The sequence below is a fragment of the Haloferax sp. S2CR25 genome (genome assembly GCF_031624535.1).
GTDB classification, from domain to species: domain Archaea; phylum Halobacteriota; class Halobacteria; order Halobacteriales; family Haloferacaceae; genus Haloferax; species Haloferax massiliensis.
Genome location: NZ_JAMQOO010000003.1, coordinates 416,724 through 437,812 on the forward strand (window position 1 = coordinate 416,724; position 21,089 = coordinate 437,812).

At 66.7% G+C, this 21,089-nt stretch carries 23 protein-coding genes; 8 read left to right on the forward strand and 15 right to left on the reverse strand.

Going from position 1 to position 21,089, the window contains the following annotated elements; genetic code table 11:
* The 8 genes from ugpC to NDI65_RS10330 form a co-directional block, all read right to left on the reverse strand.
* Positions 1-1,134 (reverse strand): sn-glycerol-3-phosphate ABC transporter ATP-binding protein UgpC, encoded by a 1,134-nt coding sequence (gene ugpC, locus NDI65_RS10295; protein ID WP_089780440.1) that lies wholly within the window; start codon positions 1,132-1,134, stop codon positions 1-3.
* Positions 1,135-1,144: 10 nt separating this feature from the next.
* A complete protein-coding gene (locus NDI65_RS10300) occupies positions 1,145-2,011 on the reverse strand; it encodes a carbohydrate ABC transporter permease (protein ID WP_089780438.1) in 867 nt (288 codons plus the stop codon).
* A gap of 4 nt (positions 2,012-2,015) precedes the next feature.
* Positions 2,016-2,909 carry a sugar ABC transporter permease gene (locus NDI65_RS10305; RefSeq protein ID WP_089780436.1) on the reverse strand — a complete coding sequence of 298 codons (894 nt, stop codon included), beginning with the start codon at positions 2,907-2,909 and terminating at the stop codon, positions 2,016-2,018.
* A gap of 23 nt (positions 2,910-2,932) precedes the next feature.
* Positions 2,933-4,393 (reverse strand): extracellular solute-binding protein, encoded by a 1,461-nt coding sequence (locus NDI65_RS10310; RefSeq protein ID WP_345784710.1) that lies wholly within the window; start codon positions 4,391-4,393, stop codon positions 2,933-2,935.
* A gap of 260 nt (positions 4,394-4,653) precedes the next feature.
* Positions 4,654-5,712 (reverse strand): biotin synthase BioB, encoded by a 1,059-nt coding sequence (gene bioB, locus NDI65_RS10315; protein WP_310893632.1) that lies wholly within the window; start codon positions 5,710-5,712, stop codon positions 4,654-4,656.
* Between the two features lie 126 nt (positions 5,713-5,838).
* Complete coding sequence (locus NDI65_RS10320; RefSeq protein ID WP_089780429.1) at positions 5,839-6,189, reverse strand: SHOCT domain-containing protein; 351 nt, start codon at positions 6,187-6,189, stop codon at positions 5,839-5,841.
* Positions 6,190-6,246: 57 nt separating this feature from the next.
* Positions 6,247-6,603, reverse strand: coding sequence for a hypothetical protein (locus NDI65_RS10325; protein WP_310893633.1), 357 nt, complete (start codon positions 6,601-6,603; stop codon positions 6,247-6,249).
* Positions 6,604-6,823: 220 nt separating this feature from the next.
* Positions 6,824-7,423 (reverse strand): MarR family transcriptional regulator, encoded by a 600-nt coding sequence (locus NDI65_RS10330; protein ID WP_310893634.1) that lies wholly within the window; start codon positions 7,421-7,423, stop codon positions 6,824-6,826.
* A 529-nt stretch (positions 7,424-7,952) separates the two neighbouring features.
* Between NDI65_RS10330 and NDI65_RS10335 the strand changes: the two genes are divergently transcribed.
* The 3 genes from NDI65_RS10335 to NDI65_RS10345 all read left to right on the forward strand — a co-directional run bounded on the left by NDI65_RS10335 (position 7,953) and on the right by NDI65_RS10345 (position 11,260).
* On the forward strand, positions 7,953-9,959 hold the full coding sequence (locus NDI65_RS10335) for a heavy metal translocating P-type ATPase (protein WP_310893652.1): 2,007 nt from the start codon (positions 7,953-7,955) through the stop codon (positions 9,957-9,959).
* Positions 9,960-10,121: 162 nt separating this feature from the next.
* Positions 10,122-10,745, forward strand: a complete 624-nt coding sequence (locus NDI65_RS10340; protein ID WP_089780425.1) for a phage tail protein — start codon at positions 10,122-10,124, stop codon at positions 10,743-10,745.
* The gene (locus tag NDI65_RS10345; RefSeq protein WP_089780423.1) at positions 10,742-11,260 is read left to right on the forward strand and encodes a phage tail protein; all 519 of its coding nucleotides are present in this window, start codon (positions 10,742-10,744) and stop codon (positions 11,258-11,260) included. The genes NDI65_RS10340 and NDI65_RS10345 overlap by 4 nt, the downstream gene beginning before the upstream one ends.
* A 46-nt stretch (positions 11,261-11,306) precedes the next feature.
* Here NDI65_RS10345 and NDI65_RS10350 read toward each other — a convergent pair whose 3' ends face one another.
* Positions 11,307-11,480, reverse strand: a complete 174-nt coding sequence (locus NDI65_RS10350; protein ID WP_167344151.1) for a hypothetical protein — start codon at positions 11,478-11,480, stop codon at positions 11,307-11,309.
* 150 nt (positions 11,481-11,630) lie between these two features.
* Between NDI65_RS10350 and NDI65_RS10355 the strand changes: the two genes are divergently transcribed.
* Both NDI65_RS10355 and NDI65_RS10360 read left to right on the forward strand, forming a co-directional pair.
* Positions 11,631-12,134, forward strand: coding sequence for a TRAM domain-containing protein (locus tag NDI65_RS10355; protein ID WP_089780421.1), 504 nt, complete (start codon positions 11,631-11,633; stop codon positions 12,132-12,134).
* Between the two features lie 93 nt (positions 12,135-12,227).
* Positions 12,228-12,665 (forward strand): hypothetical protein, encoded by a 438-nt coding sequence (locus tag NDI65_RS10360; protein ID WP_089780419.1) that lies wholly within the window; start codon positions 12,228-12,230, stop codon positions 12,663-12,665.
* 128 nt (positions 12,666-12,793) lie between these two features.
* Here the strand turns inward: NDI65_RS10360 and NDI65_RS10365 are convergent, their stop codons facing one another.
* From NDI65_RS10365 to NDI65_RS10380, 4 genes are all read right to left on the reverse strand, one after another.
* Positions 12,794-13,822, reverse strand: a complete 1,029-nt coding sequence (locus NDI65_RS10365) for a transcription initiation factor IIB 2 (protein WP_089780417.1) — start codon at positions 13,820-13,822, stop codon at positions 12,794-12,796.
* 168 nt (positions 13,823-13,990) lie between these two features.
* Entirely contained in the window at positions 13,991-14,293 is a 303-nt protein-coding gene (yciH, locus tag NDI65_RS10370) for a stress response translation initiation inhibitor YciH (protein WP_089780415.1), read from the reverse strand.
* Between the two features lie 97 nt (positions 14,294-14,390).
* Positions 14,391-15,164: a helix-turn-helix domain-containing protein gene (locus NDI65_RS10375; RefSeq protein WP_089780413.1), complete on the reverse strand. Its 774-nt coding sequence runs from the start codon at positions 15,162-15,164 to the stop codon at positions 14,391-14,393.
* A 110-nt stretch (positions 15,165-15,274) separates the two neighbouring features.
* Positions 15,275-16,828: a helix-turn-helix domain-containing protein gene (locus NDI65_RS10380; RefSeq protein ID WP_089780411.1), complete on the reverse strand. Its 1,554-nt coding sequence runs from the start codon at positions 16,826-16,828 to the stop codon at positions 15,275-15,277.
* Between the two features lie 427 nt (positions 16,829-17,255).
* On the opposite strand from NDI65_RS10380, the gene NDI65_RS10385 reads away from it, so the two are divergent.
* From NDI65_RS10385 to NDI65_RS10395, 3 genes are all read left to right on the forward strand, one after another.
* Positions 17,256-17,639 carry a hypothetical protein gene (locus tag NDI65_RS10385; protein ID WP_310893635.1) on the forward strand — a complete coding sequence of 128 codons (384 nt, stop codon included), beginning with the start codon at positions 17,256-17,258 and terminating at the stop codon, positions 17,637-17,639.
* A 359-nt stretch (positions 17,640-17,998) separates the two neighbouring features.
* On the forward strand, positions 17,999-18,616 hold the full coding sequence (locus tag NDI65_RS10390) for a class I SAM-dependent methyltransferase (RefSeq protein ID WP_004971616.1): 618 nt from the start codon (positions 17,999-18,001) through the stop codon (positions 18,614-18,616).
* A gap of 107 nt (positions 18,617-18,723) precedes the next feature.
* The gene (locus NDI65_RS10395; protein ID WP_167344150.1) at positions 18,724-18,885 is read left to right on the forward strand and encodes a hypothetical protein; all 162 of its coding nucleotides are present in this window, start codon (positions 18,724-18,726) and stop codon (positions 18,883-18,885) included.
* 113 nt (positions 18,886-18,998) lie between these two features.
* Here NDI65_RS10395 and NDI65_RS10400 read toward each other — a convergent pair whose 3' ends face one another.
* Positions 18,999-20,000 carry a PQQ-binding-like beta-propeller repeat protein gene (locus NDI65_RS10400; RefSeq protein WP_089780546.1) on the reverse strand — a complete coding sequence of 334 codons (1,002 nt, stop codon included), beginning with the start codon at positions 19,998-20,000 and terminating at the stop codon, positions 18,999-19,001.
* Between the two features lie 286 nt (positions 20,001-20,286).
* Positions 20,287-21,075, reverse strand: a complete 789-nt coding sequence (locus NDI65_RS10405; RefSeq protein WP_089780407.1) for a transcriptional regulator FilR1 domain-containing protein — start codon at positions 21,073-21,075, stop codon at positions 20,287-20,289.
* Positions 21,076-21,089: the final 14 nt, after the last annotated feature.

Here is a 21,089-nt window from a genome sequence, read left to right on the forward strand (position 1 = left end):
TCAATCGGCCGCGACGCTCTCGGTCGCCCGCTCGGGAACCGACGAGTGGTAGACGGCGTCGCCGCTCGAATCGAACAGGTGCAGACGGTCCGTATCGACGGCGAGTTCGACGGTGTCGCCGGCCGTGATTCGGCTTCGCGGCTCGACCTTGACCCGAATCTCCTCGTCGCCGAGGCGACAGTGCAAGAGCAGGAGCTCGCCGAGCGGTTCGGTGACCGTCACCTCGGCGGTGAACGACTCCGACGCCCCGGCGGTGTTCGAGACGAGAGACACGTCTTCGGGTCTGACGCCGAGCGTGAGACCGTCGTCGTCCACGTCGTCCAGTCCGGACCCGGCGGGGAGCGTAAGCGAGAGTCCCGGCGCTTCGGCGACGTGTTCACCGCGTTGCCGACGGACCGCCACCGGAACGAAGTTCATCGCGGGCTCGCCGACGAAGCCCGCGACGAACCGGTTCGTCGGGTAGTCGTACAGCTCTTGGGGCGGCGCGACCTGCTGGAGTTTCCCGTCTTCGAGCACGGCGACTCTGTCGCCGAGCGTCATCGCCTCCGTCTGGTCGTGGGTGACGTAGACGGTCGTCGTATCGAGGTCGCGGTGGAGCTTGAGCAACTCGGCGCGCATCTGCACCCGGAGCTTCGCGTCGAGGTTCGAAAGCGGCTCGTCCATCAGGAACACGTCCGGTTCGCGGACGAGCGCCCGGCCGATGGCGACTCGCTGCCGCTCCCCGCCGGAGAGTTCCTTCGGCTTCCGGTCGCGGAGATGCGCGATTCCGAGCGTCTCGGTTGCCTGTTCGACGCGGCGCTCGATTTCGTCGGCGGAGAACTCGCTGGCCGATTTCATGCCGAATTTCATGTTCTCCGCCGCCGTCATGTGGGGGTACAGCGCGTAGTTCTGAAACACCATCGCGATGCTTCGGTCCTTCGGCGGCACCTCGTTGACGACGCGGTCGCCGATGGCGATGGAGCCGTCCGTCACCGATTCGAGGCCGGCGAGCATTCGGAGCGTCGTGGATTTCCCGCACCCCGAGGGGCCGACGACGACGAGGAACTCCCCGTCGTCGATTTCGAGGTCGATACCCTTCACGGCGCGCACGTCGTCGTACGTCTTCCGTAGGTTCTGAATCGTGATGTCTGACATGGTGAGTTCGCTATTTCTGTTGGATGGTGAGCGTTCGCAGGAGCGGTCGGTGTAGCACGACGAGCACCGCGAGCGGCGGGAGCAACGCGAGCACCGCGCCGGCCATGATGAGCCCCCACTGCGTCAGCCCCGCCTGCGCGGAGCCCTGGAGGTACCGAATCCCGACTTGGACGACCTGACTGCTCTTGTCGGTCACGACGACCAGCGGCCAGAGGAACTGGTTCCACGTGTAGATGAACGTGATAACGCACACCCCGGCGATCATCCCTCTCGACATCGGGATGAGCACCCTGAACAGGAAGGTGAGCGGGCCGACGCCGTCGAGGCGCGCGACCTCGACGAGCGAGGCCGGGATTCCCATGAACTGCTGGCGAAAGAGGAACACGGCCGTCGCGCTCGCGATGTACGGCCCGGTCAACGCCAACAGGGAGTTCGTCCACCCGAGGTCGGCCATCAACTGGAACAGCGGGACGATTCGAACCGGCACCGGCAACAACAGCGTCAGCAGGATGAACATGAACACCGCCCGCTCGTACGGGAAGCGGTAGTAGACGAGCGCGAGCGCCGCGAAAAGCGAGAGCGTGACCTTCCCCACGACGACGATGACGCTCATCACGAACGAGTTCAGCATGTACGTGCTGAAGTCGTAGTTCACGAGCGCGTCCGAGTAGTTCGAGAGGCCTCTCGACCCGAGGCCGAGGTTCGTCACCTGATACACCTCCGTCGTCGACTGCGTGCTCATGATAATCGCGAGCAGCAGCGGCGACGCCATCAGGAGGATTGCGAAGACGATGCCGCCGTGTAGCAGCGCGTCGTCGGGGAGTCGGTGCGCGAGCTGTCTCGCGTTGAACGTCGTGGTGTCTGTCTCTGTGGCCATCTCGTTATCCTCCGTACCGCCCGTAGCCCGACGCGAACCGAAGTTGGACGTACATCAGCACCGACACGACGACGAACAGAATCACGGACTGCGCGGACGCCAGCCCGAGGCTGTTGAACTGGAAGGCGTCGCGGTAGAGCTTGAATATCAGGAAGTTCGTGGCGTCGCTCGGCCCGCCGCTCGTCATCAGGTCCACGAGCGGGAACGTCGAGAAGAACGCGTATATCGTGTTCATGACGACGAGGAACGTCATCGTCGGTGCAATCATCGGCACGTACACCTTGTACAGCATTCTGAACCGGCCGACGCCGTCGATGCGCGCGTTCTCCGTCAGTATCTCGGGGATGTTGTTCAGCGCGGCGACGATGAAGATGATGTTGTAGCCGAGCTGTTTCCAGACGGCGACGACCGCGAGGATGGCGAACGCCTGCGGGCCGTCGTTGAACCAGTCTAAGGTGAGCGGCGTCAGGAGTTCGAGGTAGTGGGTGAAGATGCCGAGGTTCGGATGGAGGATGAAGTTCAGGAGAACCGCGGCGACCGCCGGCGGGAGCGCGTACGGCCAAATCGCGGCGACGAGATAGACGGACGTTCGGACGTCGACGGAGAATATCATGTAGCCGATCAACAGCGAGACGCCGAGCGTCCCGAAGACGACGACCGCCGCGAACGCGACCGTGACGAAGAAGCTGTACTGGTAGGTGCCCGAGGTGAGCAGGGTGACGAAGTTCCCGAGCCCGGTCCACGTCTGTCGCTGTCCGAGAAACAGCGTCTCGTAGAGGCTGAGACGGAACGTTTCGAGCGCGGGGTAGTACAGGAACGCGACGAGTACCGCCGCTGTCGGGAGTAACAACAGCGCCGCCTGAAGCGTCGAGTCGTACGGTTTTGTGGCAGTAGACATGTAACTGACGTGGCGGGGAGAGCCTACTGGCTCCCGTCGTAGTTGCCGTTGTACCCGGAGAGCGCTTCGCCGACCTGCGTGTCCATCCGCGACAGCCCCTCTTCGACGCCGAGTTGGTCGTTGATGATGCTGACGGATATCTCCTCGTTAATCGACCGGCTCTTGGGGAACACGCCCATCACCGCGCCGCGCGTCGCGGGCGTGTCCTCGGTGTCCTGTAGCTGGTCGAACGCCGTGCTGAAGTTGGGGTTGTTCTCGAACCACCCGTCGTCCGTGAGCCGGTCGATGGAGCTCTGTCGGACCGGGAAGTAGCCGCTGTTGCGGTGCCACCGCGCCTGCTGTTCGGTCTGGGTGACGTAGGCGATGAACTCACCCGCGGCCCGCTTCTTCTCGTCGGAGAGGGCGTCGGGCACCCACAGCGACCCCCCGCCGATGACGACGCCGGTGTTCGCGCCGTCGGGCGTCGGCAGGTAGCCGGAGCCGAGTTCGAAGCCGTTCTCCTTCGCGCCGGACTGCATCGAGACGATGTTGGACGTGGAGTCCCACAGCATCGGCACCTTCCCGGTGAGGAACGCCTGCCGCGCTTCGCCCCACGCCTCGATGCCGGGGTTGAGATAGAGGCCGTCTTGGGCCATCCCCTTCCACCAGGAGTAGACGCGACGCCCCGCCTCGGAGTTGAAGAACGTCTGGTCGGGCCGACCGTCGCGGCCGTTCTCCTGATTCACGAGCACCTGGTCCTGCTTGGCGAACTGCTGTTCGACCTGCATCCACGTGTGGTTCGGCCAGCTGATTCCGCTCTCCATGTCGGTCTGGTCGACGATGGTCTGTGCGGCCTGCCGGACCTCCGCGAGGCTCCGCGGCGGGCTCTCGGGGTCGAGGCCGGCCTCCTCGAACGCGCTCTTGTTGTAGAGCATGACGGTGTTCGAGGAGTTGAACGGCATCGAGTTCAGCGTCCCGTCGATGCGGTAGTAGTTCAGGACCGACGGCAGGAAGTCGTCGAAGTCGATTTTGTCCTCCGGCAGAATCTCCTCGACCGGCGTGAACGAGCCGCTGTCGAGCGCGAGTCGCGTTCCGACCTCGAATATCTGGACGATTCCCGGCGGGTCTCCCGCCCGTGACGCCTGTAGCGACTGGTTGAGGTTCTGCCTGTAGCCGCCGTTGTTGACCGCCTCGATGGTGATTCCGTCGTTCTGCTGCGAGAACTCGGCGGCCATGTCTCCCAGCGTCTGGCCGAGTTCGCCGCCGAAGATGTGCCAAAACGAAATCGTCACGTCCTGTGCGCCGGACGCGCCGGCCGTCGTTCCCGACTGTTCGGTGCTCCCGCCCTCGGTTCCGGTCGGCGAGTTGCTCCCGCCGGAACAGCCCGCGAGTCCCGCGACGCCGACGGCCCCCGCCGTTGCGAGGAATCCGCGTCGACTGGTTGTGCGTCCGACAGTTCGGTTCGTCGTTTCGGCTCGCTCGCCGTCAGGGCCATTCTCAGGCATGTACCGGGACATATCCGAACATATAGTTTAAATTTTACTATTATAAGCAAGATAATTAGACATACGTTGTTCTATGGTGTGCCCCATACTGCTCTGATTGCTGTATAAAATACGGACGTCGTCGCGTCAAACCGAGCGCCCCACCGGCAGGTCATCTCGCTCCTGTCTCGGCACAACCCCTTGGGTGAGCGGCGCGTCTCTGGCGGCGATTCGATAATTCGATGGTTCGGCGATTCGGCGGTTCGACGGTCCCCTGTCCCTCAGTCGTCTCCGGACTCCCGGCGCTTGACCGCGTCCACGTCGAAGTCGTTGACCGCGCGGTTCGGTTCGAGCCCCGCCCGCTCGACCACTTCGATGTCCGCCGCCGGCGACTGGCCGTCGGTCGTCAGGTAATCGCCGGTGAGGACGCCGTCCGCGCCGGCCTCGAACGGCAGGTGTTGCTCGTCGGGCGCGAGGTTGACCTCCCGCCCGCCGGTCAGCCGGACGCGCGCGTCGGGGTGGAGCAGTCGGTAGACCGCGACGGCCTTGACGAGTTCCGTCGTCGTGATGTCCGCGTGGTCGGCGTCGCCGAGCGGCGTCCCGGAAACGGGATTGAGCACGTTCACCGGTAGCGACTCGACGCCGACTTTCTGAAGTTCGATAGCGGCGTCGACGCGGTCCGCCGGCGTCTCGCCCATCCCGAGGACGACGCCGGCACAGAGGTCCATCCCGGCGTCTTTCGCCCGACGAAGCGTCACGAGCCGGTCCTCGAAGTCGTGGGTTCCGACCACCTCGTCGAAGTACCGAGGCGAGGTCTCGATGTTGTGGTTGTAGTGGTTCACGCCCTCGTCGGCGAGGATTCGCGCCTCCTCCTCGGTGAGCAGGCCGAGCGAGGCGTCGATTTCGACGCTCGTCTCGTCGCGGACGAGTCGAATCGCCGCCAGCACCTCCGCCCACTCGTCGGGCCGGCGCTCCTTCGAGACGCCCTTCTCGGCGACGACGATGCCGAATCGCTGTGCGCCGTCGCGCTCGGCACGGCGCGCGGCGTCCAACACCGCTTCCGGCCCGAGAAACCCGTGCGTCTCGACACCGGTGTCGAAGTGCGCCGACTGCGCGCAGAAGCCGCAGTCCTCGGCGCAATCGCCGGCCTTCGCGTTGACGATGGAACAGGCGTCCACGGTCCCGTCGGAGCGGACCGAGCGGACGTAGTCGGCCCCCGCCGCGAGGGGCTCGACCGGCTGTGCGATGAGCGCCACGCCGTCGGTCCGGTCGAGTTCCTCGCCGTCGAGCACTCGCCGCACCGCGTCGTCGACCGTCGGGTTTCCAGTCTCGTAAACCATACTTCACATCTCAGTTGACGAGTTCAAAAACCCGTTGACCTACCGACAGCTTGTGCGGTCGCGTCCGTCGGTCTGTACCCCCCATTGACCGCTCCGAGAGGGGGCCTTCCCCCTGACTCCACGACTCTATTCGGAGCGCTTCAACCGTTCGCGCCGCCGTTCGAACTCGTCGTCGGAGAGTTCGCCGCGCGCGTAGCGGGTTCGAAGGACCGACAGCGGCCGTTCGTCGGGTTCGCTCTCCCGCCGCTTCCCGAGGGCGAAGACGAGGTACAGCGGAACCACGAGCAGTAACCCCATCCAGAGGAGTCCCCAGAGGCCCATCCCGCCGCCGAAGAGTCCCCAACTACCGCCCCTCATGCCACCGCCGTATCCGCCGCCCATGGCGGCGGCCGTGCCGGTCGCCGCGACCAGTAGCGGGACCGCAAGCATCGCGAGTCGGCGAGCAGTACGCCCGAGGTGAGTGTCACGTTGTGTCATTATTTCGAATCGGTGGATTGCGGTGTTCTGTCGAGGCGATTCAGTCGGCCAGGGCCGTCAGCAGTGGCCCTGTCCGTACATCCCTCCGCTCTGACCGTACGTTCCGCCGCTCTGACCGTACATCCATCCGGCCTGTCCGTGCGTCCTGTCGTCGTGGTTGTCTGCCATGTATCGGGCCATCTCGTCGACGGTCACGCCCATGTGCGACTCCATCCACTCGACGCTCTCCGGTCCCATGTGTTCGGCCATCTGCGATTCCATCCACGCCGCCCAGTCGGCGGCGGTTCCGTCGGCCGGGGGTGCGTCGTCTGCGGTCGGTCCGTCGCCGTGTGCACTGACGACGGGCGCGGCGACTGCGAGTCCGGCGATTGCGAGCGCCACGAGTAGCCAGCGGCCGAGTTCGAAGTTGGTCATTGTGTTTCTCCTCGGTTGGTCGTAGGACCGCTTCGGAGTTATCTCGCTGGGTGTGAATCCATCCCTGAGAGCGTTCGAGAACGTTTATACGTCGTTCTAATCGTTTTTCAGAAACGAGACCGTTCATCCCCACCGAATTCGTCGGTGTTGGGATTTTTTTCGCACTCGCAGTCCATCTCGTTTGGGCGACCCGCGGGCGAGGAGACGCCGCGGCAGTCGGCTACGGCGCTTGGTTCTGCTGTAGCTCGTCACTCGGATAGATTCGATACGTCCGTCCCTGGCGCTCGCGGTACAGCAACCCGCGTTTTTCGAGGGCGCTCACCGTCTGGCTCACCTTGCTCTTCGAGAAGTCAGAGCGGTCCCGGAGTTCGATTTGCGTGATACCCGGGGAGGAAACGACCGGTTCGAGGACGCGACGCTCGTCCTCCGGCAGGAGGTCCAACACGCGAGTCCGCGGGTGTGACGCCGAGGTACTCGTCTCCTCCGATTGGCCGACTTCCGCCGGCGGTTCGGACCGCTCACGGTCGGTCGGATCTGCCGTCCGGTTCTGGACGCGCTCGCTCGCGTCCGCACCGTTGAGCGCGTCTCGAACCGCGAGATACCCGCCGCCGATGACGGTCGCGGCGAGGACTGTCCCGAGGACGTACCACAGCGGGTTCGTCCCGTGAACGGCCCCCATCGACGTTCCCATATCCATCATCGACCCCATCTGCTCGAACGCCTGCTGTCGCTGGTACGCCTGCCAACTGAGCGCTCCGCCGATGAGAACGGTGCCAGCGACGAGCGCGCCGACGACCGCGTCGGCTCGTCGCCGATTCATCTGTCCCACCTCGGTTCACCGTGGTGCTCGTTCATGCACGGTAATTGGGGGGACACCGGTGTACCAGTTGTGATTGCTGCGTCCACGCCCGCGTGCGCCCGATGGGGTTCGGGATGCACCGTGCTGTTTCGATTCCAAGTTATCGGCCGTCCCGGAGCCGATGATTCGTAGGGAAAATCCGGATAAGGTCGGAGCGCGTACTTTCCGTGTACGTCGGCGGCTGTCTCCGCCGGGGGATAGCCCGCTGACCGTGAGCAGATAGCCGAACTCGCGTGATACGATGCGTTTCCCGCGTCTGCGGGAACCGTCCGAGACCGTTCGAGACCGCGTCCCATTCGGCGACCGACTCGCCGCTCTCACCCGAATCTCCTTCGCCCGACCGCGCCGCGCTGTTTCAGGCTCTGGATAAGATACGGGGAACCGCACCAGCCACCAATCCATGAGCACCCACCCAGATTACGACCACGACCACGACGCTTCGTCGCACCACCATCGCCAGGCTCACACCGACCATTCGGGCCACGAGCGGATGTTTCGTCGGCGGTTCTGGGTGTCGCTCGCGCTCTCGTTGCCGGTCGTCTTCTTCAGCGAGTTCGTCCAAGGTGTCTTCGGCTACACCGCACCCACGTTCCCCGGAAGCGTCTGGATTACCCCCGCCCTCTCTACCGTCGTCTTCGCCTACGGCGGTGTGCCGTTCCTCTCGATGGCGCAGACCGAACTGGAGAACCGCGAACCGGGGATGATGATGCTCATCTCGCTGGCGATTACCGTCGCGTTCGTCTACTCGATTGCGAGCCTGTTCATCGAGGGGACGACGCCGTTCTTCTGGGAACTGGTCACGCTAATCGACATCATGCTCCTCGGTCACTGGATGGAGATGCGGTCGGTCCGACAGGCCTCCGGGGCGCTCGATGAACTGGCCAAACTCATGCCCGATACCGCCGAGCGCGTCACCGAGGGCGGGGATACCGAGGAAGTCCCCGTCTCGGAACTGTCGGAAGGCGACGTCGTGCTCGTCCGTCCCGGTGCGTCGGTTCCCGCCGACGGCGAGGTCGTCGGGGGCGAGTCGTCCGTCGACGAGTCGATGATTACGGGTGAGTCGCGGCCCGTCGACAAGGACTCCGGCTCGGAGGTCATCGCCGGCACGGTCAATCAGGACGGGAGCCTCCGGGTGAGAGTCACGAAGACGGGAGACGAGACGGCGCTGGCGGGAATCATGCGGCTGGTCGAGGACGCCCAGCAGTCCAAGTCCCGGACGCAACTCCTCGCGGACCGCGCGGCGGGGTGGCTGTTCTACGCCGCGCTCGCCGTCGCGGGAGTCACGGCCGTCGCGTGGGTTCTCGCGGTCGGGTTCAGCGTCGACGTCCTCGAACGCGTCGTGACGGTCCTCGTCATCGCGTGTCCGCACGCGCTCGGTCTGGCGGTCCCGCTCGTGGTCGCAATCAACACCTCGACGGCCGCCCAGAACGGGATGCTCGTCCGCGACCGAATCGCCATGGAAGAAGCCAGAAAGCTTGATACCGTCATCTTCGACAAGACGGGCACGCTCACGAAGGGCGAACAGGGGGTCGTCGCCGTCGAGACCGCGGCCGAGTGGGACGAAACGCGCGCTCTCGGTGTCGCCGCGGGCGTCGAAGGCGATTCGGAGCACATGATTGCTCGCGCGATTCGGAACGCCGCCGCCGAACGCGACGTTCGACCGGCCCCTGTCTCGGACTTCGAGAACCTCCGCGGGCTCGGCGTCCGGGCGACCGTCGACGTTCGACAGAGCGGCGCTCCGTCGAGCCAACCAGAACCCGAATCGGGTTCTGGTGACGGTGAGACGGTTCACCTCGGCGGCCCCAACCTGCTGGAGAGGCTCGGTATCGAGCGTCCCGACGAAATCGCGTCGTTCGCCGACGAGGCCGGCTCGAACGCTCAGACGGTCGTCTATCTGATTCGAGACGAGTCCGAGGTGGTCGCGGCGTTCGCGCTCGCCGACGTCGTCCGCGAGGAGAGCCGGCGGGCCATCGAAGCGCTCCACGCGATGGGTATCGAGGTGGTGATGCTGACCGGCGACTCCGAGGACGTGGCCCGCGCCGTCTCTGCGGAACTCGGCATCGACCGGTACTTCGCGGAGGTCCTGCCCGAGGAGAAAGACACCAACGTAGCGCGGCTCCAGTCCGAGGGGAAGCGGGTCGCGATGGTCGGCGACGGCGTCAACGACGCGCCGGCGCTCGCGAGGGCGGACGTGGGTATCGCCATCGGCTCCGGCACCGACGTCGCCATCGAATCCGGCGACATCATCCTCGTCGACAACGACCCCCTAGACGTGGTTCGGCTCGTCAAGCTCTCGAAGGCGAGCTACCGAAAGATGCAGGAGAACCTCGTCTGGGCGACCGGTTACAACGTGTTCGCGCTCCCGCTCGCTGCCGGCGTCCTCGCGCCGTTCGGCATCCTCCTGTCGCCGGCGGTCGGCGCCGTGTTCATGTCCCTGTCGACGATTATCGTCGCCATCAACGCCCGCCGGCTCCGGGGCGTCGACCTCTCGGCGTGACGACGCCGCGTACTTCGAAGCCTCCGTGCGCGCTTTCGCACGTAGGGTACACGTTCATTAGCCGCCACTGCGAGTCTCGATTGCTATGTTCTCACATGACGCTGCTTCGCGCCTGGTCGCGACCCGGTCGCCGGCTCCCGCCTTCCTCGGAGGCCGCTGACGATGGCCACCCGGACAGACCCGTACCGACAGCTGCGGTTCATCCTCGAAATCGAGGGACTCGTGACCGCCGGGTTCAGTCGCTGTGACCTCCCGTCGGCGACCTCGGCGGTCGTCGAGTACCGCGAGGGGGCGGACCCGCCGACGCCGCGGAAGCTCCCCTGTCTCAACGAGTACGGGCCGCTCGTGCTCGAAGTCGGCGTGACCGACCGCTCGCTCGAACTGTCCGAGTGGCGAACGCTCGTCGAACAGGGCAAGATGGACGAGGCCCGGCGCGACGCCGCGGTCGTGTTGCTGGACGCGACGGGCAACCCCGCCGCTCGCTGGGTCTTCCGCGAGGCGTGGCCCTCGAAGTACGACGCGCCCCGGTTGGACGCGATGGCCTCCGAAGTCGCCGTCGAGCGCCTCGTCGTCGTCCACGAGGGCTTCGCACGAATCGCGGTCGAAACCGGTTCCGACGAGGGCGACGAGAGTGAGAACGACGGCGATGACTCCGAGAGCGACGGCGGTTCCTCCCCGTCGCTTCCGGACCTCGACTTCCCGGTCGGCGAGGGACTGCCGCAGGGCATCGACGAATCGCGGCTGAAGGCGACCCGCGCCGAAGGCGAGGCGTCGGACGAGACGTGACCGCGGCCGAGTCTGACCCCTACGGCGCACACCGGTTTCGCGTCCGATGCGACGCGCTCCCGAAACTGGGGTTCTCCGAGGTCCGCGGGCTCTCGGTGGCGGTCGAGTCCGCGAACGGGGACGACTCAGGGTCCGAGTCGCAGTCGCCCGGTGCCGACGGACGCGGCCGCCGCGCGCGGAAGCGCCCGACGCCGCGACCGCGGCCACCCTCGTCGTCCCGCCGAGCGACGAGTTCGCCGCCGCTCGAACTCCGCCGCGGCGTCACCGACGACCGGTCGCTGTGGGCGTGGTTCCGCGCGTGGGTCGACGGCGAGGCGACCCCGCAGGACGTTCGAATCTGCCTCCTCGACGCGACCGGCGACCCGGTCCGCGGGTGGGTCTGCCGGGCGGCGACGCCGGTCAGGTGGACCGGCCCGCATCTCGTCGCCGACGCGGCCACCGTGGCGACGGAGTCGCTCGAACTGACACACGAGGGAATCGACGCCGTAACCGACCTCGACGACTGCGACGACTGAGGTCCCCCCGCGGGTGCGTCGCCTCACGGGCTGGGGTCGTCCGGCTTCACACCCGTTTTTCGCCGTCGGTCTCCGACAGCGCCTCGTACTTGCCGCGGTAGTACAGCCACCCGAAGACGAGTAACGTCACGGGAAAGAACACGAGGGCGACGAGCGCCGCCGGCGGAAACAGAACGAACAGCGCGAACGTCTGCCACGAAACGAGCGTGTCACGGGCCATGGCTGAAAGTTGTGTCCGGTTGTCATGTGCTTTCGGGCGCACCTCTGGTCGTGGACAGCCGGTCTCGGTCGGTTTTCACCGTCCCCCGGCGACCGTGGCGGGTGCGGAATTTTCACCACCTTTTATTTGGTCTGAGGCGAAGTAGCGGTAGTGACTGATATCTCAGATTCTCTTCGGCTCCTTTTCGAGACTTCGGTCGAGCGAGACGGCGACCGATACGTGGTGTCGATTCCGAGCGAACTCGTCGAGAGCGGGTCGATTTCGACGGAGGAACTGTACCGCGTCGCACTGCTTTCGAGTTCGAACACCGCGTCGGCGGCCGACTCTTCGGTCGAACCGACGGCCGCGACGGCGACGGAGACTCCGGCGGACGACCGCGACACCGGTTCGGACGACCGGGTCACAGTCGACTCGGCGTCCGCTCCCAGCGAAGCGCCCTCCCAGCCGCGACAGCCTCCGGTCGCGGAGGGCGACGTTCGGACCGTCATCATCGACACCCTCGGCGACCAGGGCGACGGCATCGCCAAGGTCGAACGCGGCTTCGTCATCATCGTCCCCGGCACCGACCCCGGCGACCGCGTCGAAGTCGAAGTCACCGACGTGAAACAGACCGTCGCGTTCGCCGAACCGGTCGACGGTTCGAGCATCAACTGAGCCCCAGCGGCCTCCTGCCCGGACGCCCTCTCGATTGGCATATTCCAACCGTGTCCCCATTAGGCTCGGAGCCGTAGCCGGCGGTACCATCCTATGTCCGAACGAACGGTTCGTCACGCCGCTTCTCCACGTGACGACACGCGAACCGAGTCCAGCCGAGCAGACCGCCCGCCGTCCGAGTCGCGCGGCGACGCCGACGCTGACGTCTCCCCGGAGGTGCGGTCGCGGTCGGCGCGCCCGAACCGATGGCGTCCGACTATCCGACAGGGAATCGCGCTGTGGGCGCTCATCGCGGTCGGATGGGCGGTCGTTCCCGCCGACCATCCGGTGCAGATTGCCGTCGCCGTCAGCGGCGTGTACGCCTCCCTTCTCCTGCCGACGGCGCTCTACCTCGACTTCCGAGCGCGGCGACCCGAACCGAGCGCCCGACGCGCCGTCCGCGAGACCGCGGGCGAACTCGTCGACCGCGTCCGCGACGCTCGGCCGGGACGCGGCGGTTCGACTCGCTCGACGTGTTCGTGCAACCGCTGACGGCTGTGAGACCGTCGCCGCGTCGCTCGCGGTCGACCCGGCCGGTCCGAACGTATCGACTCGAACGTATCGACTGAAAACGAACTGAACCGAAGAGGAAATCCGATTTTCGCGCCCGAAACGCCGCCTTAGGCGGTCGTTCCGACGGCTCTCTCGCCCGACTTCTGGGTCGCTTCGAGGAGCTCGCGGTAGCGGTTCCTGATAGTCACTTCGCTGATGTCGGTCACGTCGCTCACCTCGGACTGCGTCAGTTCCTCGTCGGCGAGGAGCGCGCCGGCGTAGATTGCCGCCGCCGCGAGTCCGACCGGGCTTTTCCCGCTGTGGATGCCCTGCCGCTTCGCGTTGTCCAGAAGCGACCGAGCGCGGCGCTCCACGTCGTCGGTCACGTCGAGTTCGGAGACGAACCGCGGGAGGTACTGCGCCGGGTCGGCCGGCTTCATGTCCAGACCCAGCTCGCGGGAGACGTAGCGGTACGTCCGGGTGAGTTCCATCTTGTCGACGCGGGAGACGCGCCGCACCTCGTCGAGGGAGCGCGGAACGCCGGCCTGCCGAGCGGCGGCGTAGATTGCGGCCGTGGCGACGCCCTCGATAGAGCGACCGGGCAGTAGGTCCTCGTTGAGCGCGCGCCGGTAGATGACCGAGGCGGTCTCGCGGACGGTGTCCGGCAGGCCGAGCGCCGATCCCATCCGCTCGACTTCGCCGAGCGCCTGCTTGAGGTTGCGCTCCTTGGAGTCGCGGGTGCGGAACCGCTCGTTCCACGTCCGGAGTCGCTGCATCTTCTGGCGCTGGCCCGTCGACAGGGAGTTGCCGTAGGCGTCTTTGTTCTGCCAGCCGATGTTGGTCGACAGCCCCTTGTCGTGCATCATGTTCGTCGTCGGCGACCCGACGCGGGACTTGCTGTCGCGCTCGGCGGCGTCGAACGCGCGCCATTCGGGACCGCGGTCGATCTCGTCCTCGCGGAGAATCTCGCCCGTCTCGGGGTCGACCCACTCGCCGTGCTGTTCGTCGTAGACGAGGTCGGTCCGCTCCGCGACCGACGCCTCGGACGGTTCGGCCCCGTCCTCGTCGCGCTCGTCGCCGGACTGTCGGGCCTCGGGCTTCGCCGTCGGTGCCGACTCGTCTCGCATCGAACGCCAGTCGACGTGTTTCGTGTCCATTGAGTACCCGTGTATTCCGTATCGAGGGTAATGGGCCCTCGTTTGGAATATGCCAAACGCACCCGACTCCGAGCCGTAACCGGCGGACGACGGCCGCTCGGCTACGTAGTCGTCACGTCCGTCATCCGCTTCTCGCGGCCGCGAGAGCACCGAATCACGAAAACAGGCTCAGCGCTCGACGTCGAAGCCCTCGTCGCGGAGCGCGGCTTCGAGGCGCTCGCCGTGTTCGCCCTGCAGTTCGATGCGTCCGTCGGTCACGGTCCCGCCGACCGCGAGCCGTCGCTTCAGGGTCGACGCGAGGGCGTCCAGTTCGTCGGCCGGGAGGTCGAGGCCGTCGACCACCGTCACGGGCTTGCCGTACCGTCGGGTATCGACGCGAATCGACGCGCGCTGGTCCGCTCGCGCGAGGTCGTCGCCGATTCCGAGGTCGTCCGGTAGGCCGGTGACGTCGCTGAAAGTGTCCTTTTCCACGTACTTGAGTACGCTTCCTCACCGTATCAGGGTGCGGTTGGAATGTTCCAATCGGCTTCGGACGCGTCCTATCGCGCTCCCGGTCGAGATTCGCCGGTCAGGCGCTCGCTTCGAGCTTTTCGGGGTCGACGCGCTCTTCGACCTCGGTGCCGAGCGTATCGGTGACGAACTGCCGGGCCAGCCACGCCTCGGCGCGGGTCAGGCGGTACTGGAGCGTCGAGTTCGGGATGTCGAGTTCCTCAGAAATCTCTTTGACGGTGTGCTGTCGCGGCGTCTCGTAGTAGCCGAACTCGACGGCGGCTTCGAGCGCGGCCTGCTGTTCCGGCGGGAGGCCGTCGGCGGAGACGCCCTCTTCGAGCCAGCACTCGGGTTCGCTGATGCGCTGGACGCTCAGCGAGAGGCCGTCGCTGAGGCTGTCTTTGACCTCCTCGTAAATCTCGCTCACCGTGTCGTCGTCGGAGATGAGCAGTCGCCACTGGTTCTGTGCCCCCCGGCGTTCGGCCTGCATCAGGAGACCGTCGCCGATGTGCTTCGCGGCGACGTGGGGTATCGACTGAATCCCGTCGCCCTCCTCGCGGCAGGAGTAGACGATGCGCCCGTTTGGCGTCTCCGAGAGCACTTCGTAGTCCCACTCGACGACGGGTGCGCCGCACATCCCGAGGACGCCGTTGCATCGGGTGGCCTGCTCTATGACCTCGTCGAACGCTTCGAGCGCCTCCGTCGGCCCGGTGAGGCGGTCGAGCCGCCACATCGACTCGCTCGTGGCGTGTATCGCCATCGTCTTGGAGTGTAGGTCCGGGTTCTCGATGAAGAGGTCCATCACCTCGTCGACGCCCCGCTCGTACTCGACCGTGAAGACGAATTCGCGCATGGCTCTCACCTAGTCGCCCGAGCCCTATAGCCTTGGTTGGTATGTTCCAACCCCGAGACGCGACTCGCGCGCTCCGACTCGCGAGCCGCTCCGACCGCGACGCGTTTCGATCAGGACTCGTCGAACGGCGACCGGGCGTGTTCGGGGACGTTCTCCGGGCGGGCGATGAGGTTCTCCCGACCGAGGTTTATCTTGGCGACGGCGCCCTCCTCGGCCATCCGCGAGAGGACGCGACTCACCTTCGACTTCGACCACCCCGTCCCCTCTACGACCTTCGACTGCCGGAGTTGGCCGCCGTTGTCGTCGAGGAGTTTGAGAATGCGCGTCTCATCGTCGATGAGCTCCTCGGCGTCGGCGGTCGCTCCCGCGCCGTCGCTTCCGGCAGTCGGGACCCCGCCGGACGACCCTCCGTTGCGTCGGTCGCCGACGCGGTCGGTCCCACGGGAGCGAACGCCGGACAGGCGCGCTCGCACGTCGCTTCCGCGGACCACCGCGCCGACGGCGAGCAGGGCGACGGCCACGGCCCCGACCGCGAAGACGAACAGCCAGCCGTCGTCGCCGAGTTCGAGCGACCCGACGACCGACCCCGGCGCGGCGTTCGGGTCTGACCCCGCTTCGACCTCCGCGCCGTCCCCGCGCCCGTCGCCGTCGGTGTCGCCGCGGTTCGGGTCGGTCCCGATGACGTTGACTTCGCGTCCGTCGTCGAGGCCGTCGCCGTCGGTGTCCGCCTCGGTTGGGTTCGTCTCGTATCGGTTGACTTCGGGGCCGTCGTCGAGGCCGTCGCCGTCGGTATCGGCGGCGGTGGGGTTCGTCTCGTGGACGTTCACCTCGGGACCGTCGTCGAGGCCGTCGCCGTCGGTGTCCGCCTCGGTTGGGTTCGTCTCGAAGTCGTTGACTTCGGGGCCGTCGTCGAGGCCGTCGCCGTCTGTGTCGGCGGTCGTCGGGTCCGTGCCGTAGGTCGTCACCTCCGCGCCGTCGTCGAGGCCGTCGCCGTCGGTGTCGGTCTCGGTCGGATTGCTCCCCTGCTCGTTGATTTCGACGCCGTCGCTGAGTTCGTCGCCGTCGGTGTCCGTGCTCGTCGGGTCGGTCTCGTAGCGGTTCACCTCCTCGCCGTCGGGCACGCCGTCGGTGTCGGTGTCGGCGACGAGCACGTCCGTCCCCCGGTCGAGTTCGTCGCGGTTGCCGAGACCGTCGCCGTCGGCGTCGCCGGCCGGCGCGAGCACCGTGACGCCGTGACTCGCCTGCGCGACCGGCTCGCCGCCTCCGGTGGGTCTGACGAGGGCCGTCACGGTGCGCTCGCCGGTCGCGTTCACCGGCCACGTGGTCACGTCGAACTCGGCGCGCGCCTCGCCGCTCGTGTTCGTTTCCGCGCTCCCGAGCGGTTCGCACCCCAACGACATCGTCGAGCCGTCGTCGAGGTCTGTCTGCAGGCAGACCTCGTAGTCGCCGCTGTCCGTCGCGACGGCCACCGAAACCGTCGATGGCCGCCACGAGGCGATGTACGTTCGGCCGTTGTCCGTCGCGACGACGCCCGCGCCGGTGTGGTCGACCGACTGCACCTCGACGCCGTCCGCGGCGACGACGATCGGCGTGACGCCGGCCGCGACGACGAGTAACGCCGCCACGAGCACCCACCCGACCCCCGAGACGCGTTTGACTGGCATGTGTTCGTTCCTTATTTGTCGACTCTGCTAGTGCATAATGTTTTGTTTATCTGTTCGATACTCTTTTTTCAACTATTTTGACAGTCAATGTGTTTAGAATGTTCATGAATCATGGTTTTCATCCACCGACGCGGCGTCCGCATCGGCAGTCATCACTGTGGTTTTCGGGCGCGTCCGTCGCTTCTCGACAGGTCTCCACCACCGCCCGTCGCCGCGGGTGACCGACAACCGCTCTCCTCGTCGGGTCGCTCTCAGCGACGAGGTAATCGACGAACTCCGTCTCCTTCGTCGGCGTTCGGCTCACCGCCAAACGTTCCGTTAATGCGACTGAAACGGCCGAAACAGACAGTCGAAACGGTTGCTCGGCGGAGAACGGTCGGGACGACTCTCTCCCATTATCTTCCGCCGAGCGATACTGCTGACTGCGATGCGCGAAACGCTCACTCGACGGCAGTTCGGTGTCGGAGTCGCCGCGGCGACCGTCGCACTCGCCGGCTGTACGGACACGGGCGGTGGTGGCTCCGCGAACGGAACGAACGGCACGGACGCCGAACCAGCCGTCGGCGGCACCGAGACGACGGCAGAGACCGGCGGTGTTGAGACGACGACGGAAGACGAGACGACGATAGAGACGGAAGAAGAGACGACAACAGAAGAAGAGACGACGACGGAAGACGAGATGACGGAAGAGACGACCGAGGACGAGACAACCGAGGACGAAACGACGACGGAAGACGAGACAACCGAGGAGACGACCACGGCGAACGAGACGACCACGGCGAACGAGACGACGACCGACGACTCGGCGTGACCGTCGCGGTCGACGACCCGCTGACGCACGCGCCGCGAGCGAGCACGGCACGCTCGACTGGTACACCCGACTGCCGGTGTTCGCGGCGGCGCGACGATCCTCCAGCCCTCCACGGCACGCTCGCTTCCAGTCCCTTCGCGGGACGCCCGACTCCCCGCTGACGTTCCCTCCCCTATTCGGTCCCCCTGACGCACCCCTAATCGGCGAAGCCCTCCCAAACGTGCCCTCCGGCACGCCCTTTTCGCGCCCTCCAGCGCACCCGTCCCGCGCGCGGTCATCGGATTTGTCGCACCGTCCGCGCGTCGCACCGACGGCGCGCACTCCGCGGAACATTTACCCGCCCGTTCGCTACTCGGGGTATGGACGCAGACGACAACCACCGCGGGTGGGCCGAGCGCTCCGGCGACTTCTCGCCGGAGTACTACGCCCAAATCGGCCCGAACGAGGTCAGCGAGACGCTCGCGACCGTGTTCGAGCACTACGCGGCGGAAGACGCGTCGGTTCTCGAACTCGGCTGTAGCTCCGGTCGCCACCTCGCGCACCTCCGCGACCGCGGCTACGAGGACCTCACCGGCATCGACATCAACGACGACTCCTTCGAGGTGATGGCCGAGTACTTCCCCGAACTCGTCGACACCGGCACGTTCCTCACCGGCGCTATCGAGGACCTGCTCCCCGACTTCCCCGACGACAAGTTCGACGTTATCTACTCGGTCGAGACGCTTCAGCACGTCCACCCCGACGACACGTGGGTGTTCGAGGAAATCGCCCGCGTCTCCTCGGACCTCGTGATAACCGCCGAAAACGAGGGTAACGGGCCGACCCGCGGGCGCTCCGGCTCCGAGGTGAGCTACGTCAACGACGACTTCCCGCTGTACCACCGCAACTGGAAGGACGAGTTCTCCGACCTCGGCCTCGCGCAACTGCTCTGCGAACCGGGCAAGCGCGACACGGTACGCGTCTTTCGGGTGCTCTGACCCCGCGCCCGTCCGCACGGCCGATATCGCGCGCCGGCGGATTTCCCCTCGCGTCTGCCACACTCACAAACTGTTTCAATGAAGCCGGCGAACAGAGCGTGCTGACTATGTACACGATGTCCAGCGACGACTTCAGCGTTCACCTCCGCGACTGCGACGAAGCTGGTTCCGGGATTCCCATCACCAGTCTCCCGGACGAAGTCACCTCTCTGGACGACCTGCCGTGTTCCTGCTGGGACGAGTTCGACTCGTTCGACGAACTCGACTGACGGGTGGGACGCGAGGGCATCGTTCGGTAGCGGTTTCGGACGCCGGTGCGCTCAGCGCACGGCGCGGCTCGTTCTGACGCGGGGTTCCACGGCGACGGCTTCGAATTCGTGACTTACTGGTCAGGCGAGAGCGCCCAGAGCGTCCCCTCGCCCGTCTGTGCGAACGCCTGCGCCCCGGCCGCGCCGAGGAGGTAGCCGTCCGCCGAGAGCGTCGTCTCGAACGGCTCGAAAAACGACGCGCCGCGGGACCACCGAATCCGACCCGCGCGGGTCCCGACGACGAACGTCTCTTCGGTCGAGGCGGTTCGCTCGACCGGGCTGTCGAACCGGACTTCGTAGCGCTCCGAGCCGTCCCGAACCGCGAGTTCGTACAGCGTTCCGAAGGTGTCCGACGGCGACTCGTCGGTCCCCTCCGCGACCAGCACCGTCGAACCCCGCTCGTGGACGCCGACGACCTGCGCGCCGGCCCCGAACGAGGTGCGCCACCGGAGCGACCCGTCGTCCGCGTCGAGCATGGCGATGTCGCCGCCACCGCCGGCGTAAACGCCGCCACCGGCCGGAACCGGCCCCACGTCGGTCCAGTCCCACTCGTCCGGTCGCCACGCCCACCGGAGGCCCCCGTCCTCGGGGGCCATCGCGAAGACGCCCTCGTCGTCACCGTAGTACACCGCCCGCTCGTCGGCGAACAGTTGGTCCTGCGGGGCGACGACGACGGTGAAGCCGACGCCGTCGACCGCCGATTGCTCCCAGCGAACCGCGCCGTCGTCGGTCGAAAGCGCCGCGAGCGTCCCGTTCGCCGCGTAGAGGGAGTCGCCCGCGATGGCCATCGAAGAACCGATGTTCCCGACGGTCTGGGACCATCGCTGGCTCCCGTCCGCGGCGTCGAACGCGTAGATTCGCCCGCGACCCGACCCGAGTCTCTCGCCCGCGTACACCGAGCCGTCAGCGGCGAGCAGCCCGGTCGGACGGCCGAAATCGATGTCCCACAGGCGCTCGCCGCTCTCTCGGTCGAAGGCGACGACGCGCCCCGCGTCGATGTCGCCGCTCCGGTGGCCGATGACGGCGACGACCCCATCGGTGGCCGACGGCGGCGAGAGGACGCTCGGTTCGGGCACGGAGGCGGACCAGTCCGTTCCGTCGGGCGACCGGAACCGCCGAAGCGACGAACAGCCGGCGAGCCCGCTCGCGAGGGCGGTGCCGGCGGCGGCGAGAAACGCGCGGCGCGACGGGGTGTCGGAACCGGCGTCGGAACCGGTGTCGGAGTTCGCGGGAGAACCGGAGGGTGCGTGGGAGGGAGGGGACGAAGGCGAGGGCATACGTCGGCTTCTCACAGGTCGCTGATATGTATTGTGGGTCGGTTGACGGGTCGGCGACGCGGATACTCTCGGAGACGCCCGCCCGTTACAGCCGGTCGAGGTCGAGCGGCTCCGCCGCCTCCCAGTAGCGCTCGAACAGTTCGTCGGCCCACGCGAGGACTTCGGGTTCGGTCACGTCGATGGAGGCCTGGAGGATGCCGCTGTCGTCGCGGAGGAACAGGTGGACGGTCGAGTCGGCGATGGTCGCCGCCATCGGAATCGGCTCGTCGGTGATGCGGACGGCGGCCGCGTCGGCGTCGAGGAGGTCGCGGAGCTGTTCGCGAAGCTGGGAGTCGTGGGCGAGCGCGTCGATGGCGGCCGAGGAGAAGACGCCCTCGAACCGCTGGTCGCCGGCGGCGGTCCGCTCCCTGACGATGTCGAGGTTCTGCTCGTTGAACGCGTAGGAGAAGATGCGCACGTCCTCGGCCTCGCTCAGGAGGGACACGGCGCGCTTGACCGGCGCGTTCGGCCGGACCTGACTCGGCGTGGTAATCGTCGCCTCGGTCAGATGTTCGAGGTCGAACGTGATGGCGTCGGTCGGGAGCCACTCGACGACCGGCCGGAGTTTGGCGTCGGTGTCGAGGATGTCGACGAGGTCGTCGAACCCTCGCGAGACGAGTTCGCCCGTCACCGTCGCCCGATACGCGCCGTCCTCGCGGACGAGCCACGACCGGGCTTCGAAATCGCTGAGAATCCGGCCCATCGTCGGCTGCGACGCGCCGGTTCGCTCGACGAGTTCGCGTCTGGAGTGCGGCCGCTCCGAGAGGTGTCTGAGCGCGTCGACGCGGTTCTGCGAGAGCGCGAGAAACTCTATCTCGTCTAATGCCGACTCCATGGGGCGGAGTTGTG

What these genes read in the sequence shown, in the direction of transcription:
- ugpC (WP_089780440.1), bottom strand. Translation starts at nt 1,134, where the DNA reads ATGTCAGACATCACGATTCAGAACCTACGGAAGACGTACGACGACGTG.
- NDI65_RS10300 (WP_089780438.1), bottom strand. Translation starts at nt 2,011, where the DNA reads ATGGCCACAGAGACAGACACCACGACGTTCAACGCGAGACAGCTCGCG.
- NDI65_RS10305 (WP_089780436.1), bottom strand. Translation starts at nt 2,909, where the DNA reads ATGTCTACTGCCACAAAACCGTACGACTCGACGCTTCAGGCGGCGCTG.
- NDI65_RS10310 (WP_345784710.1), bottom strand. Translation starts at nt 4,393, where the DNA reads ATGCCTGAGAATGGCCCTGACGGCGAGCGAGCCGAAACGACGAACCGA.
- bioB (WP_310893632.1), bottom strand. Translation starts at nt 5,712, where the DNA reads ATGGTTTACGAGACTGGAAACCCGACGGTCGACGACGCGGTGCGGCGA.
- NDI65_RS10320 (WP_089780429.1), bottom strand. Translation starts at nt 6,189, where the DNA reads ATGACACAACGTGACACTCACCTCGGGCGTACTGCTCGCCGACTCGCG.
- NDI65_RS10325 (WP_310893633.1), bottom strand. Translation starts at nt 6,603, where the DNA reads ATGACCAACTTCGAACTCGGCCGCTGGCTACTCGTGGCGCTCGCAATC.
- NDI65_RS10330 (WP_310893634.1), bottom strand. Translation starts at nt 7,423, where the DNA reads ATGAATCGGCGACGAGCCGACGCGGTCGTCGGCGCGCTCGTCGCTGGC.
- NDI65_RS10335 (WP_310893652.1), top strand. Translation starts at nt 7,953, where the DNA reads ATGTTTCGTCGGCGGTTCTGGGTGTCGCTCGCGCTCTCGTTGCCGGTC.
- NDI65_RS10340 (WP_089780425.1), top strand. Translation starts at nt 10,122, where the DNA reads ATGGCCACCCGGACAGACCCGTACCGACAGCTGCGGTTCATCCTCGAA.
- NDI65_RS10350 (WP_167344151.1), bottom strand. Translation starts at nt 11,480, where the DNA reads ATGGCCCGTGACACGCTCGTTTCGTGGCAGACGTTCGCGCTGTTCGTT.
- NDI65_RS10360 (WP_089780419.1), top strand. Translation starts at nt 12,228, where the DNA reads ATGTCCGAACGAACGGTTCGTCACGCCGCTTCTCCACGTGACGACACG.
- NDI65_RS10365 (WP_089780417.1), bottom strand. Translation starts at nt 13,822, where the DNA reads ATGGACACGAAACACGTCGACTGGCGTTCGATGCGAGACGAGTCGGCA.
- NDI65_RS10375 (WP_089780413.1), bottom strand. Translation starts at nt 15,164, where the DNA reads ATGCGCGAATTCGTCTTCACGGTCGAGTACGAGCGGGGCGTCGACGAG.
- NDI65_RS10380 (WP_089780411.1), bottom strand. Translation starts at nt 16,828, where the DNA reads ATGCCAGTCAAACGCGTCTCGGGGGTCGGGTGGGTGCTCGTGGCGGCG.
- NDI65_RS10385 (WP_310893635.1), top strand. Translation starts at nt 17,256, where the DNA reads ATGCGCGAAACGCTCACTCGACGGCAGTTCGGTGTCGGAGTCGCCGCG.
- NDI65_RS10390 (WP_004971616.1), top strand. Translation starts at nt 17,999, where the DNA reads ATGGACGCAGACGACAACCACCGCGGGTGGGCCGAGCGCTCCGGCGAC.
- NDI65_RS10395 (WP_167344150.1), top strand. Translation starts at nt 18,724, where the DNA reads ATGTACACGATGTCCAGCGACGACTTCAGCGTTCACCTCCGCGACTGC.
- NDI65_RS10405 (WP_089780407.1), bottom strand. Translation starts at nt 21,075, where the DNA reads ATGGAGTCGGCATTAGACGAGATAGAGTTTCTCGCGCTCTCGCAGAAC.